Origin of the sequence: uncultured Pseudosulfitobacter sp., assembly GCF_963976325.1 — a bacterium.
In the GTDB taxonomy this organism is placed as follows: domain Bacteria; phylum Pseudomonadota; class Alphaproteobacteria; order Rhodobacterales; family Rhodobacteraceae; genus Pseudosulfitobacter.
Genome location: NZ_CAXBJW010000009.1, coordinates 23,985 through 37,789 on the forward strand (window position 1 = coordinate 23,985; position 13,805 = coordinate 37,789).

Below are 13,805 nucleotides of genomic sequence, written 5' to 3' on the forward strand. Positions count from 1 at the left end.
CCATTCGTAAACGCCCACCCTCTACCGATTAACCATATCGCAGAGGGATAGAATGGTCGCACGCGCCTATACCGTGGCATTTCAGGGGGTCGAAGCCCGCACCGTCGAAGTGCAATGCGCCCTGTCGCCGGGCCTGCCTGCCTTTTCCATCGTGGGTCTACCCGACAAAGCCGTGTCCGAGGCGCGCGACCGCGTCCGCGCGGCCTTGGGCGCGATGGCGATTGCGCTGCCGTCGCGCCGGATCACGGTCAACCTATCCCCTGCTGACCTGCCGAAGGAAGGCTCGCATTTCGACCTGCCCATCGCGCTGGCCCTTCTTGCCGCGCTCGACATTATCCCCAAGGACACCGCCGAAGGGGTCGTCGCACTGGGCGAGCTGTCCCTTGACGGCACCCTGATCCCGGTGATCGGTGCCTTGCCCGCTGCCATGGCCGCCGCCGCAGACGACCGCACGCTGCTGTGTCCCGCAGCCTCGGGGGCCGAAGCGGCGTGGGTGTCGGCAACCAAGGTGATCGCAGCACCCGATCTGGGCGCGGCCGTGCGCCATTTCACCGGCCAGTCGCTGATCGAACCCAGCACACCGGGCGAGGTCACCCCGGATGCGCCGCTGAAAGACATGCGCGACGTCAAAGGGCAGGAACGCGCCAAACGCGCATTGGAAATCGCCGCAGCCGGACGCCACCACCTGATCCTCGTGGGGACGCCCGGGTCGGGGAAATCCATGTTGGCCGCGCGCCTGTCGGGCATCCTGCCTTCGCTGACCCCGACCGAGGCGCTGGAAACCTCGATGATCCATTCGCTTGCCGGACTGCTGGACGCGGGCGGCATTTCGCGTGCGCGCCCCTTTCGCGAGCCGCACCACACCGCCTCGATGGCCGCGATCATCGGCGGCGGGCGCACGGCCAAACCCGGCGAGGTCTCGCTGGCCCACAACGGCGTGCTGTTCATGGACGAATTCCCCGAATTCCCCCGCACCGTGCTGGAAACCCTGCGCCAGCCTATCGAGACCGGCGAAGTCATGATCGCCCGCGCCAACGCGCATGTGAAATACCCCTGCGCCTTTATGCTGGTCGCCGCAGCCAATCCCTGCAAATGCGGCTATCTGACCGATCCCGACCGCGCCTGCGCCCGCGTGCCTGCCTGCGGCGAGGATTACATGGGCCGGATTTCCGGTCCGCTGATGGACCGGTTCGACCTGCGCGTGGACGTGCCGCCCGTGCGCTACACCGACCTTGACCTGCCCGCCTCGGGCGACACCTCGGCGCAGATCGCTGCGCGGGTCAAAGCCGCCCGCGACATTCAGCTTGCCCGGTTCGAAGGCCGCGCCGACATGCGGTCAAACGCAGATGCCGAAGGGGAAATTCTGAAAGACATCGCAACCCCCGACGCCGAAGGAAGCGCCCTGTTGACCCGGGTGGCCGAGCGGTTTGCCCTGTCGGCGCGCGGTTATCACCGTGTCTTGCGGGTGGCGCGCACCATCGCCGATCTGGACGGATCGCCCGAGGTGTGCCACCGCCACGTTGCCGAAGCGGTCAGCTACCGGGTGCCGCAACCCAGCGGGACCTGATCCATCCCGCCAGCTCGCCCAGCGTCGCACGTGCTTCGGGCAGGGTGTTATGAAACATCGGCCAAACGTGGGGCAGATCACCGGCAATGTGCATCTGCACCGAAACGCCCTGAGTTCTCACGTGGGCCGCAATGCGTCGCGTGTCGTCCAGCAGGATTTCCGTATCACCGACGGTCAGCCAGACCGGCGGCGCACCGGTGAAATCCGCAAACAGCGGGCTGACCTGCGGGTCGTCTGCGGCGGCCCCGGCAAGGTATTGCGCGGCCATTTCAGTCACGCGCGCCGCAGGCAACATCACGTCACGCGCCGCGTTTGCCTGTAGGCTGGCCCCCGAAAACGTCATGTCGGTCAACGGCGACAGCGCGAACACACCGGCAGGCAGATCAGCACCCGCCCCGATCAGCCGCCCCAACACCGCCAGAACCAGCCCACCGCCAGCACTGTCGCCGCCCAACACGATATTTTCGGGCGACACGCCCGCCGCCACCAGCGCGTGATAGGCATCTTCGGCACGGTCCACTGCGGCAGGAAAAGGGTGTTCAGGGGCCAGCGGATAGGCTGGTAGGACGGCACGCACGCCCGCTGCCTTGGCCAAAACCCCGACCATCGCCGCGTGGGTGCGCGGGCTGCCAAAGATATAAGCGCCGCCGTGGAAATACAGCAGGACACGGGACCGGTCCGCTGCGGCAGGTTCCAGCCACAGGGCGGCGCCGTCCCCCAGATCACGCCAGTGCTGGAGAACATCGCGCGGGCCGCGAAAAAAGAACCGCGCATTGCGCTCCAACCGGTTGCGCAAGCTGTCGTGCGAGGTGGCGTGGGCCAGACGCGGCTTTTCAACCAGCCGCAGCCAGCGGTTCAGCGCCGAGCGTTGCCAGCTCACGCGCGCCTGGCCTCGATCGCCTCCCAGATTTTGGCGGCAATGTTCACGCCGTCAAATCGCTCCAGCTCTTGAATGCCGGTGGGCGAGGTCACGTTGATTTCAGTCAGATAGTCGCCGATCACGTCGATGCCGACAAAGACCTGGCCACGCTCTTTCAGCAAGGGACCAATGGCCGCGCAAATTTCCAGATCGCGGTCGGTCAGGCCAACCTTCTCGGGACGGCCGCCCACGTGCATGTTTGATCGCGTCTCACCCTCGGCCGGCACGCGATTGATCGCGCCGACGGCGGCACCGTCGACCAAAATCACCCGCTTGTCGCCCTTGCTGACGGCGGGCAGGAATTTCTGCACAATCAACGGCTCGCGGCTGAAACCGGTGAACAGCTCGTGCAGGCTGCTGAGATTGCGGTCGTTGGCATCCAGCCGGAACACGCCGGCACCGCCGTTGCCGTAAAGCGGTTTGAGGATGACATCGCCATGCTTGGCCTTGAACGCCTTGATGGTGTCCAGATCGCGCGCAATCGTGGTGGGTGGGGTCAGGTCCGGGAAATCCAACACCAGCAGCTTTTCGGGAAAGTTGCGGACCCAGAACGGGTCGTTCACCACCAGCGTCGTTTCTTTCAGACGGTCCAGAAGATGGGTCGAGGTGATGTAATGCATGTCAAAGGGCGGGTCCTGTCGCAGCCAGACCACGTCGAATTCAGACAAGTCCACTTCGCGCATCTCACCCAGTTGGGCATGATCGCCCTGCACCCGCTGCACGGTAAAGTCCTGCCCGCGCGCAGTGATGCGCCCCTCTTGATAGGCCAGATGATCCGGCGTGTAGAAAAACAGCGAATGCCCCCGCGCCTGCGCCTCTTCGGCCAGCCGAAAACTGCTGTCTGCGTTGATATTCACGTCCCCGATCGGGTCCATCTGAAAAGCGATCTTCATCGCGGCACCTCGCGTTGCTGAGCTTCCTTGATGGATCAGCCACGCCAAAGGCGCAATGGGTCAGTCCAAACCAAACGCGTTTTCTATGATCCGCGTTTCGCCCTGCCCGTTCACCAACGCCACATCAAAGCGCACCTCGGTCAGGCTTCCGCGTGGCATCCGGCCAAGGTATTCTTCGGCAGAGGCATAGATGCGCCGCATCTGGGCAGCCGTCAGGCGGGCGGCGGCACGGTCGAATGTCTTGCTTTGTTTGACCTCGATGAACACCAGCCCGTCGCCGTCCTGCGCGATCAGATCAATTTCTCCGCGCTTGCCACGCCAGCGCTGCTGTACGACGGGAAACCCACGCCGTTCGTAATCGGAGGAAATCCGCATCTCGGCAGACGCACCGGCCTGATAGGCCATCGCGCCGCGCAAGCGGCGCCTGTCCGTTGCAGCAGGCCGCGCCGCCGGTACTGCGACAGCGGCAGCCGCCACAGCAGGTATCGGTGAAAAATCAAACGCCAGTTGGTCCATGCCGGTCCTCAGGATGCGCCGCTGCCCCCCTTGGGCAGGGTCAGCGCCAGTTGGTACACTTTGCGACGGGGCGCGCCGTGTGCAGCCGATACGGCATCCACCGCATCGCGCATCGACATATTTCCCAACGCTTCAATCAGGTCTGATTCAACATCATCTTCCCTAATTTTCTCTAAACGTCGGGCAATCAACACGACGATTTCGCCCTTAACCGATGCGCCTGCGTAATGCTCGGCCAGTTCGGTCAGCGTGCCGCTGCGCACTTCCTCGAATTTCTTGGTCAACTCGCGGCACACGGCGGCCTGACGTTCACCGCCCAGCACCTCTGCGGCGTCGGCCAGCATCGCCCCCAGCCGTTTGGGTGATTCGTAAAACACCAGCGTGGCCTGCACATTGCCCCACCCTTCCAGCGCAGTGCGCCGCGCAGCCTTGGCGTTGTGCAAGAAACCGCCGAACAAAAAGGCATCTGTCGGCAATCCGCCGACCGCCAAAGCGGTCACCACCGCACTTGGCCCCGGCGCGCAATGCACCGGCACGCCCGCGCCGCGCGCCGCGCGGATCAATTCGAAACCCGGATCGGCGATCAGCGGCATACCCGCCTCGGACGCATAGGCCACCGACCCGCCTTCGCCCGCGCGGGCCAGCAATTGCCCTACAACCTTGTCTGTACTGTGGTCATGCAATGTGTGGATGTGCCGCCCGTCCAGCGGCACGCCGTGGATATCCATCAGCCGCCGCAGGCTGCGGGTGTCCTCGGCGGCCAGCACATCGGCTGACGCCAGCACGTCCAGCGCGCGCAGCGTAATGTCGCGGGCCGTGCCGATCGGGACGCCGACAAGGTGGATGCCTTGCGGTAACGAAACCTTTTGGAAATTCAACGCTGGACCCGCCTTTCGTGACCTCTATGATCTTCGCCAAATCAAGGCGGCTTCTGCGCCGCCCAGACCCGAGGGAGTTCTCTGGACCATGTTCGCGTTTTTACAACCTGCCCGCAAGGCGTTGCGCCTGCTGTTTCTGTCACTGTTCGCACTGGCGCTGGCCGCCTGTGACGCCGGTATGACCGGGGGTGTCAGCCGAGGCGGCCCTTCGGTTGATACATCCAAACCTGTGCCGGTGGCCCTTTTGGTGCCGCGCGGAGGGTCAGCCTCGGACGATCTGCTGGCCAACAGCCTGGAAAACGCCGCGCGTCTTGCCATGCGCGACCTGACCGGTGTGGCGATTGACCTGCGGGTCTATGCCACGGCAGGCAATGCCGCCACGGCGGCCAGCGTCGCCACCCAGGCGGTCAATGACGGTGCCAAGATCATCATCGGCCCGGTCTATGCCGAAGCGGCAAATGCCGCAGGCGTGGCAGCGGCGGGTGCCGGTGTGAACGTGCTGGCATTTTCCAACAACACCACCATCGCGGGCGGCAACGTCTTTGTGCTTGGGCCAACCTTTCAGACCACCGCCGACCGTCTGGTCAGCTATGCTGCCAGCCAAGGCAAATCGCGTATCGTCGTGGTCAGCGCCCAGGACGTGGCGGGCCAGTTGGGCCGCACCTCGATCCAGAACGCCATTTCCCGCAGCGGTGCGACTTTGGCCGGTTCCGTGGACTATCCGCTGTCGCAACAGGGCGTGATCGACGCCGTACCGCGCATCAAATCCACCGTCGACAGTTCGGGCGCCGACGCGGTGTTCATGACCTCGTCCACGGCCTCGGCCCTGCCGCTGCTGGCGCAATTGCTGCCCGAAGCTGGCATTCAGCCCACGGTCACCCAATACATCGGCCTGACCCGTTGGGACATTCCGTCGCCAACACTCTCGCTGCCCGGCTTGCAAGGCGGCTGGTTTGCCCTGCCCGATCCGGCGCGCAGTGCTGCGTTCAGCGCCAAGTATCAGGCCGCATATGGCGGCACACCCCACCCGATCGCGAGCCTTGGGTTTGACGGCATCGCGGCTGTCGGCGCGCTGGTTGCCAAAGGCAAATCAAACGCACTGACCGGCGCCGCCCTGACGCAAGGCGCCGGATTTCAGGGCGCTTCGGGCATTTTCCGCCTGCGCAGCGACGGCACCAACGACCGCGGGCTGGCCATTGCCACCATCCGCAACAATCAGGTCGTCGTGATCGACGCGGCTCCGCAATCCTTTGGCGGCGCCGGATTCTGATAAAACATGCAAGACACACACCAGCTTGCACCTCTGGCGGTCGACTTGATCTGTCCGCCAGAGGAGATTTTTGATGCGGCCGCCTTTGCGCAGGCGCTGATCAAGGCGCAGCAGAACGACGCCGCGCCGATGGACGTGCGCAATGCCATCGTCACATGGCTGCAACAGGCCCAAAAGCAAGGCCGCGCCGCTATTGCCGAAGCCTTTGCCGAACGCCCCTTTGCCGCGCGGGCCACAACTGCGGCTTATACTTATCTGACCGACCAGTTGGTCCAGTCGGTCATGACGCTGGCCACCGAAGTCATCCATCCCAATGTGTCGCCCACCGCCGGCGAGCGACTGTCGCTGATTGCCGTCGGCGGCTATGGCCGGGGCGAGATGGCGCCGTTTTCCGATGTCGACCTGCTGTTTCTGACGCCCTACAAGATCACTGCCTGGGCCGAGAACGTGATCGAAACCATGCTGTATATGCTGTGGGATCTGCGGCTGAAGGTTGGCCATTCGTCCCGCACGGTCAAGGATTGCATCCGGCTGGGCCGCGAGGATTTCACCATTCGCACCGCCATGCTGGAACACCGGTTTATCGGCGGCGACTTTGAACTGGCCGAAATGCTGGACAAACGCCTGTGGGACGAGCTGTTCTCCGGCACCGCCCGCGACTTTGTCGAGGCCAAGCTGCACGAGCGCGACGAGCGTCACAAACGGCAAGGCCAACGCTATGTGGTCGAGCCGAACGTGAAAGAAGGCAAGGGCGGGCTGCGCGACCTGCAATCGCTATTCTGGATCGCCAAATACATTCACGGCGTCCACGACTCTGCCGATCTGGTGCCGCTTGGGGTTTTTACCGAAGACGAATTTGCCAGCTTCGCCGCCGCCGAAAGCTTTCTGTGGGCGGTGCGCTGCCATCTGCATTTGCTGACGGGGCGGCCCACCGAACAATTGACCTTTGACATGCAGGTTCAGGTGGCCGAGGCCATGGGCTACGAGGACAAGGTCGGCCGCCGCGCGGTCGAGGTGTTCATGCAGGCCTATTTCCTGCACGCCACCGAAGTGGGCGACCTGACACGCATCTTCCTGACGGGGCTGGAGGCCGTGCACCTGAAAGCCGAGCCGCTTCTTGAGCGTCTGCTGGGCCGCCGCCGCAAGATCAAATCGGGCTACGAGGTGATCAACAACCGTATCGCCATCATCGTCGATGCTGAATTTCTGGCCGATCCGCTGAACATTCTACGCCTGTTTGAAGAGGCATTGCGCACCGGCATGCTGATCCACCCGGATGCGATGCGTCTGGTCAAATCGAACCTGAAACTGATCGACGATACCATGCGCAACACGCCCGAGGCGCAGCGCATTTTTCTGGACCTTCTGCTGAAACACGGCAATCCCGAACGGGCGCTGCGGCGGATGAACGAACTGGGGGTATTGGGCGCCTTTATCCCCGAATTCAAACCGATCGTGGCGATGATGCAGTTCAACATGTATCATTCGTATACAGTCGACGAACATATCATCCAGACGATCATGAGCCTGAGCGAGATCGAAAACGGCGATCTGGTCGAAGACCTGCCGGTGGCCACGTCGATCCTGAAAGCAGGCGTGAACCGGCGCGTTCTTTATGTGGCGCTGCTGTTGCACGACATCGGCAAGGGCCGCGAAGAAGATCATTCCATCCTGGGGGCACAGATCGTGCGCAAGGTGGCGCCGCGTTTGGGGCTGAAACCGGACGAAGTGGACACGGTGGAGTGGCTGGTCCGCTATCACCTGCTGATGTCCGACATGGCGCAAAAACGCGACATCGCCGACCCGCGCACCGTGCGCGATTTTGCCAAGGCCGTCCGCACGGTCGAACGGCTGGACCTTTTGTGTGTGCTGACCGTCTGCGACATTCGCGGTGTCGGGCCGAACACGTGGAACAACTGGAAGGCCGTGCTGATCCGCGCGCTGTACCGCCAGACCCGCACAGCGCTTGAGGACGGCATGGAGGCGCTGAACCGCGAAAACCGGGGAGCCGAGGCCAAGAAGACCTTGCGTGCCGCGCTGGCCGACTGGCCGCGCAAGGATGTGCAGACCGAAACCGGCCGCCATTACGAACCCTATTGGCAGGGCTTGCACCAGACCGCGCATGTCGTCTTTGCCAACCTGTTGCGTGGCATCGCGGACGACGAAATTCGCATCGACCTGCACCCCGACGAAGACCGCGACGCGACGCGCGTCTGTTTCGTGATGCAGGATCATCCGGGTATCTTTGCACGACTGGCCGGCGCACTTGCGCTGGTCGGGGCCAATGTGGTCGATGCGCGCAGCTATACCACCAAGGACGGCTATGTGACCGACGCGTTCTGGATACAGGATGCCGACGACACGCCCTATGACGCCGACCGCCTGCCACGCCTGCGCAAGATGATCGAACGCACGCTGTACGGCGAGGTCGTCACCCGTGATGCGATGGTGGACCGCGACAAGGTCAAGAAACGCGAGAAAGTGTTCCGTGTGCCAACGCACATCACCTTCGACAACGACGGGTCCGAGATTTACACGATCATCGAAGTCGACACCCGCGACCGCCCCGGCCTGTTGCACGATCTGGCACGCACATTGGCGTCCTCCAACGTCTACGTGGCCAACGCGGTCATCGCGACCTACGGCGAACAGTGCGTCGATACCTTCTATGTGAAGGATATGTTCGGGCTGAAATACTACACGCCCAGCAAGCAGAAAACACTGGAGAAGCGACTGCGCGCCGCCATCGTCGAAGGGGCGCAGCGGGCCGAAGGGTGATGCCGGCCTGGCCTTTGCCGCCAGCCGCGGGCGGCTTAATCCGCCCGCAACACATCCTGCACAAGATGCACCCAGACATCTGCCCCCGGCACAAGGCCCGCATCATTAAAGTCATAGTCAGACGCGTGCAGCGGGCGGGCGTGCGCGCCCTTGGTGCCATTGCCCATCAGCAGGAAACATCCCGGTCGGGCCATCGCCATGTGAGCAAAGTCTTCCGAGAACAGTTTGGGAAAGCATGACGTGTCGACATTGGCAGCACCCAACGCCGCAGTTCCCGCAGCAGCCACGGCAGCGACCGCATCGGCGTCGTTGATCGTGGGGGCAAAGATCGTTTCGTAGGTGACCGCGCCTGTCACACCATGGGCGTCACAGGTGCCTGCCACCAGTTCGTGCATCCGTGCTTCGATGGTCGTGTTGATCTCGGGGGAAAGCGCCCGCGCGTCCCCTTTCAGGATCGCGCTGCCGGGCAGAACATTGCGCCCGCCGTCCGCGATGAATTCCGTGACCGACACCACGCCGTTCTGCGCCGGGTCCAGCTTGCGCGACACGATGGTCTGCAAGGCACCCACCACCTGCGAGGCCACCATAATGGCATCGACGCCCAGATGCGGCAGGGCGGCATGACCGCCGCGCGCACGGATGTCGATCTCGAACAATGCTTCGGACGCCGTCATCGGTCCCGCCCGCGTTTCCATCTGCCCCACGGCCAGCCCCGGCATGTTGTGAATGGCAAAAACCTGATCCACCGCGAACCGCTCGAACAGCCCGTCCGCGATCATCGCCTGTGCCCCTTGCCCGTGTTCCTCGCTGGGTTGGAAAATGAACACCACCCGCCCGTTGAACTGCCCGTGCGCCGCCAGATGCTTCGCCGCCCCCAGTAGCATCGCCATGTGCCCGTCGTGACCGCAGGCGTGCATGACACCCCGGGTCAGGCTGGTATGGCCCGCCCCGGTGGCTTCACGGATCGGCAGCGCATCCATATCGGCCCGCAGGCCCACCGCCCGCGTGCCATTGCCCCGCTGCAACACCCCAACGACACCAGTCTGCCCAATGCCGCGATGCACCTCGAGGCCGAAGCTTTCCAGCAATTCGGCCACCCGTGCCGCAGTGCGCGTCTCGGCAAAGCCCAGCTCGGGGTTGGCATGGAAATCACGGCGCCACGCGGTCATCTCGGCGGACAGGTGGGCAGTGCTGGCGTCTGGCATGAAGCATCCTTTGCGATGTGATTCCATCCATCAAAACCATCTCGGGAACAAACTCAAGTTTTGGCCCCTTTCGGTCCCTCCACAGGCAACAATGACACCAACGGGCCGCATTTATGCACGCCCGGGCCAATCCGGCAGGAAACTGCGCAGAAACTGCCGCAGCGCCGTGCCCCATTTGCACAGCGCCCTGCCATCGCAGCGACAGGCCCTTGTCACGCACCCGCCTGACCCGCTAGGCCCTGATCCAGACCTGCATCCGAAAGGCTCCCTTGTGAAACCCATCCGCCTGATGTCCGGCTTCTTGACTGTCGGAGTGTGGACGCTTTTGTCGCGCGTCCTTGGCTTTGTGCGTGAAATCCTGATCCTGTCCCTGATCGGGCCGGGGCCGCTGATGGATGCTTTTGTTGCCGCGTTCCGGCTGCCCAACATGTTTCGCCGTTTCTTTGCAGAGGGTGCGTTTAACGCAGCATTCGTGCCGATGTTCTCGGCCCGGCTGGAGGGCGAGGACAACCCGCACCGGTTTGCCAATGACGCGCTGAACGGGTTGATGTTTGCCACGCTGGCGCTGACGGCGCTGGGGCTGGTGTTCATGCCTGCGCTGGTCTGGGCCACCGCCGGCGGGTTCGACGCACAGCGGTTCGATATGACGGTGGGTTTCGGGCGGATCACCTTTCCTTATATCTTCTTCATGTCCCTGTCGGCGCTGTTCTCGGGCATCCTGAACGCCACGGGACGCTTTGCGGCGGCGGCGGCGGCCCCTGTGCTGCTGAACATCTTTGTCATCATTTCGATGATCGTCGCCAGCAAGGTCGGCGGCGAAATCGTTGTCTGGCTGATCTATACCATTCCGCTGGCGGGCATCGCCCAACTGGCGCTGACGTGGACCGCCGCGTCGCGCGCAGGGTTTGCCCTGACGCCCGGCCTGCCACGCTGGACGCCCGAGATGCGCCAGATGCTGATCGTTGCGGTGCCTGCGGCGTTGGCCACCGGCGTGATGCAGATCAATCTGGTGGTCGGCCAGGTCGTCGCCTCGCAATTCGACAAGGCCGTAAGCTGGCTTTTTGCCGCGGACCGTTTGTACCAGCTGCCGCTGGGCGTGGTTGGCATCGCCGTCGGGATCGTGCTGCTGCCCGACCTGTCTCGACGCCTCAAGGCGGGCGACGATGCAGGTGCGCGCAATGCACTGAGCCGCGCCGCCGAAATATCGCTGGCTCTGACCATCCCGTCCGCCGTGGCGCTGATGGTGATCCCGCTGCCGCTGACCTCGGTTCTGTTCGAGCGTGGCGCGACCGGGCCCGACGATGTGGCCGCCATCGCCGTGGCGGTTGCGATCTACGGGCTGGGCCTGCCTGCCTTCGTGATCCAGAAATTCCTGCAACCGCTTTACTTTGCCCGCTCGGACACCCGCAGCCCGTTTCGCTATGCGCTGTGGACCATGGGGGTGAACGCGGTTCTGGCCGTGGGCCTTGCGCCGGTGATCGGATGGCTTGCGCCTGCCATTGCGACGACTGCGGCAGGCTGGGCGATGGTCCTGATGCTGCGCCACGGCACGCGCCCGATGGGTGATGTTGCCCGCTTTGACGACCGCTTTCGCAAACGCATCTGGCGGATCATTCTGGCCTCGGTCGTGATGGGGCTCTGCCTGTGGGCCGCGGCGTTGGCCATGTCCGGGCCACTTGGCACGACGGGTCTGCGCTATATCGCGCTGCTGATCCTGATCCTTATCGGCGCTGTCAGCTACTTTGGCACGGGCCACCTGATCGGGGCGTTCAAGCTCTCCGACTTCAAACGCGCCGCCAAACGCAAATAAACCGCGGCTTCATCTTGCCGGATAAACTCCGGGGGCGCGCCGCAAGGCGCGGGGGCAGCGCCCCCAAAGCACCGTCAGCGGCGCTGGATCATCGTCCGCAGGCGTGCCCAGCCGCCCGGCACGACGACCAAGGACAGCACGAAACCGCAGACAAAACCGGCCAGGTCAGCCACCCATTCGACGCCCACTTCGAAGAAGATGCCAAACAGCAGTTGCAGCCCCATCAGAACACCAATCAGCGAAAACGCCTGAAACTGCTGCCCGCCGGTGCCTGCCAGCTTTTGCCACATCAAAAACGTATAGGCCCCGATCAAACCGTACACAGCGGGAAAGGCCCCAATCAACCACGGCGCATTGGTGACCAATCCGAACACCACGGCCCCGAAGATGGCCGAAAAGAAGAACACCACTAGCACCGCCAGTTGGCCCATGACCTCGCCCACCAGCTTGCCCAGCGCCAACAGGATCACGCCCGCAAACAGCGTGCTGGAGAACCCCGAGTGCACAAAGGGATAGGTGACAAAGCGCAGCAGATGTTCCCACGGGAAAATCCCGTTGGCCACCATCCAGTCAAAGGCGATGCCCGAAAACCCGTAATCGCGCAGCGCCGCCAGCCGCCAGCCCACGGCACCGGGGCCGCCGATGATGCCCGCCGATCCCAGCGACAGCACCGCCTCGACCCCCATGATGGCGGCGAACAGCGCCCAGACGACGGGCGGCAACGGGTTTACGGGGGGTTGCATATCGGGGTGCATCGGTGGCTCTCCTTGACGGGACTTTGGCGCATGGGTAAGCCAGCCACGCACGAATGCCCAGAGGGGAACCCAAATGACTGACGCTCCTGCATCGCAATTCACACCGCGCGTATTCTCCGGCATCCAGCCGTCGGGCGGTTTGACACTTGGCAACTATCTGGGGGCGCTCAAGCGGTTCTCGGAAATGCAGAACGAAGGCCGCGACTGCATCTACTGCATGGTCGACTTGCACGCGATCACCGTCTGGCAAGACCCTGACAAGCTGCGCCACAACACGCGCGAGTTGACCGCAGGCTTTATCGCCTCGGGCGTCGACCCTGAAAAATCCATTCTGTTCAACCAGTCCGCCGTGCCCGAGCACGCGCAACTGGCGTGGATTTTCAACACCGTAGCGCGCATGGGCTGGATGCAGCGCATGACCCAGTGGAAGGACAAGGCCGGCAAGAACGCCGAAAAAGCCTCGCTCGGGCTGTTCGCCTATCCCGCTCTGATGGCCGCCGACATTCTGGTCTATCATGCGACCCACGTGCCCGTGGGCGAGGACCAGAAACAGCATATCGAGCTGACCCGCGACGTGGCGGCCAAGTTCAACCACGACTATGGCGTCGACTTCTTCCCGATGACTGAACCGGTGATCGAAGGGGCCGCGACCCGCGTGATGTCCCTGCGCGACGGCTCCAAGAAGATGTCGAAATCGGACCCGTCGGATGCCAGCCGCATCAACCTGACCGATGATGCCGACACCATCGCCAAGAAGATCCGCAAGGCCAAGACCGACCCCGACGCCCTGCCGTCCGAAGCCAAGGGGCTGGAAGACCGCCCTGAGGCGCGCAATCTGGTCAACATCTACGCCGCTTTCACCAACCAGACCGTCGATCAGGTGCTGGCAGATGTGGGCGGCAAGCAGTTCGGGGAATTCAAGCCGATGCTGGCCGATCTGGCCGTGGCCAAGCTGTCGCCGATCTCGTCGGAAATGGCGCGGCTGCTGGACGACACCACGGAAATCGACCGTATTCTGGCACGCGGTGCCGAACAGGCGCGCGAAATCACGGTGCCGATCCTGAAAAAGACCTATGAAATCGTCGGGCTGGTCGGCGCGTAAGCCCCCCTTTCACGACAATCCAAAGTATCAAAGGGCGGGTGCAGCGGCATCCGCCCTTTGCGCATTGGCGCACCCTGCCTGCGCGCGCCCTCGCCTTTTGCGGGGGGATGGC

General features: G+C 63.6%; 11 protein-coding genes. 5 read left to right on the forward strand and 6 right to left on the reverse strand.

Annotation, left to right across the window (positions count from 1 at the left end):
* The first annotated feature begins 52 nt into the window (after positions 1–52).
* The gene (locus AAC077_RS16485) at positions 53–1,567 is read left to right on the forward strand and encodes a YifB family Mg chelatase-like AAA ATPase (protein ID WP_339771756.1); all 1,515 of its coding nucleotides are present in this window, start codon (positions 53–55) and stop codon (positions 1,565–1,567) included.
* On the opposite strand, the gene AAC077_RS16490 is transcribed toward AAC077_RS16485, so the two are convergent.
* Genes AAC077_RS16490 through rsmI form a run of 4 tightly spaced genes read right to left on the reverse strand, consistent with a single transcriptional unit; the run spans position 1,533 to position 4,773 of the window.
* A complete protein-coding gene (locus tag AAC077_RS16490; RefSeq protein ID WP_339771759.1) occupies positions 1,533–2,447 on the reverse strand; it encodes an alpha/beta hydrolase in 915 nt (304 codons plus the stop codon). The two genes, AAC077_RS16485 and AAC077_RS16490, sit on opposite strands and share 35 nt — an antisense overlap.
* On the reverse strand, positions 2,444–3,379 hold the full coding sequence (gene gshB / locus AAC077_RS16495; RefSeq protein WP_339771761.1) for a glutathione synthase: 936 nt from the start codon (positions 3,377–3,379) through the stop codon (positions 2,444–2,446). Before gshB ends, AAC077_RS16490 begins: the two co-directional genes overlap by 4 nt.
* Positions 3,380–3,439: 60 nt before the next feature.
* Positions 3,440–3,895: a YraN family protein gene (locus AAC077_RS16500; RefSeq protein ID WP_339771764.1), complete on the reverse strand. Its 456-nt coding sequence runs from the start codon at positions 3,893–3,895 to the stop codon at positions 3,440–3,442.
* A gap of 8 nt (positions 3,896–3,903) precedes the next feature.
* The gene (rsmI, locus tag AAC077_RS16505; protein WP_339771767.1) at positions 3,904–4,773 is read right to left on the reverse strand and encodes a 16S rRNA (cytidine(1402)-2'-O)-methyltransferase; all 870 of its coding nucleotides are present in this window, start codon (positions 4,771–4,773) and stop codon (positions 3,904–3,906) included.
* An 88-nt stretch (positions 4,774–4,861) separates the two neighbouring features.
* Between rsmI and AAC077_RS16510 the strand changes: the two genes are divergently transcribed.
* Both AAC077_RS16510 and AAC077_RS16515 read left to right on the forward strand, forming a co-directional pair.
* Positions 4,862–6,043 (forward strand): penicillin-binding protein activator, encoded by a 1,182-nt coding sequence (locus tag AAC077_RS16510; protein WP_339771769.1) that lies wholly within the window; start codon positions 4,862–4,864, stop codon positions 6,041–6,043.
* Between the two features lie 6 nt (positions 6,044–6,049).
* Complete coding sequence (locus AAC077_RS16515; RefSeq protein WP_339771771.1) at positions 6,050–8,821, forward strand: [protein-PII] uridylyltransferase; 2,772 nt, start codon at positions 6,050–6,052, stop codon at positions 8,819–8,821.
* 35 nt (positions 8,822–8,856) lie between these two features.
* Here AAC077_RS16515 and AAC077_RS16520 read toward each other — a convergent pair whose 3' ends face one another.
* On the reverse strand, positions 8,857–10,026 hold the full coding sequence (locus AAC077_RS16520; RefSeq protein ID WP_339771774.1) for a M20 aminoacylase family protein: 1,170 nt from the start codon (positions 10,024–10,026) through the stop codon (positions 8,857–8,859).
* Positions 10,027–10,297: 271 nt separating this feature from the next.
* Between AAC077_RS16520 and murJ the strand changes: the two genes are divergently transcribed.
* Complete coding sequence (gene murJ, locus AAC077_RS16525; RefSeq protein WP_339771776.1) at positions 10,298–11,836, forward strand: murein biosynthesis integral membrane protein MurJ; 1,539 nt, start codon at positions 10,298–10,300, stop codon at positions 11,834–11,836.
* 74 nt (positions 11,837–11,910) lie between these two features.
* Here the strand turns inward: murJ and AAC077_RS16530 are convergent, their stop codons facing one another.
* The gene (locus AAC077_RS16530; protein ID WP_339771779.1) at positions 11,911–12,591 is read right to left on the reverse strand and encodes a rhomboid family intramembrane serine protease; all 681 of its coding nucleotides are present in this window, start codon (positions 12,589–12,591) and stop codon (positions 11,911–11,913) included.
* A 73-nt stretch (positions 12,592–12,664) separates the two neighbouring features.
* On the opposite strand from AAC077_RS16530, the gene trpS reads away from it, so the two are divergent.
* Positions 12,665–13,693 carry a tryptophan--tRNA ligase gene (gene trpS / locus AAC077_RS16535; RefSeq protein WP_339771781.1) on the forward strand — a complete coding sequence of 343 codons (1,029 nt, stop codon included), beginning with the start codon at positions 12,665–12,667 and terminating at the stop codon, positions 13,691–13,693.
* Positions 13,694–13,805 lie beyond the last annotated feature (112 nt).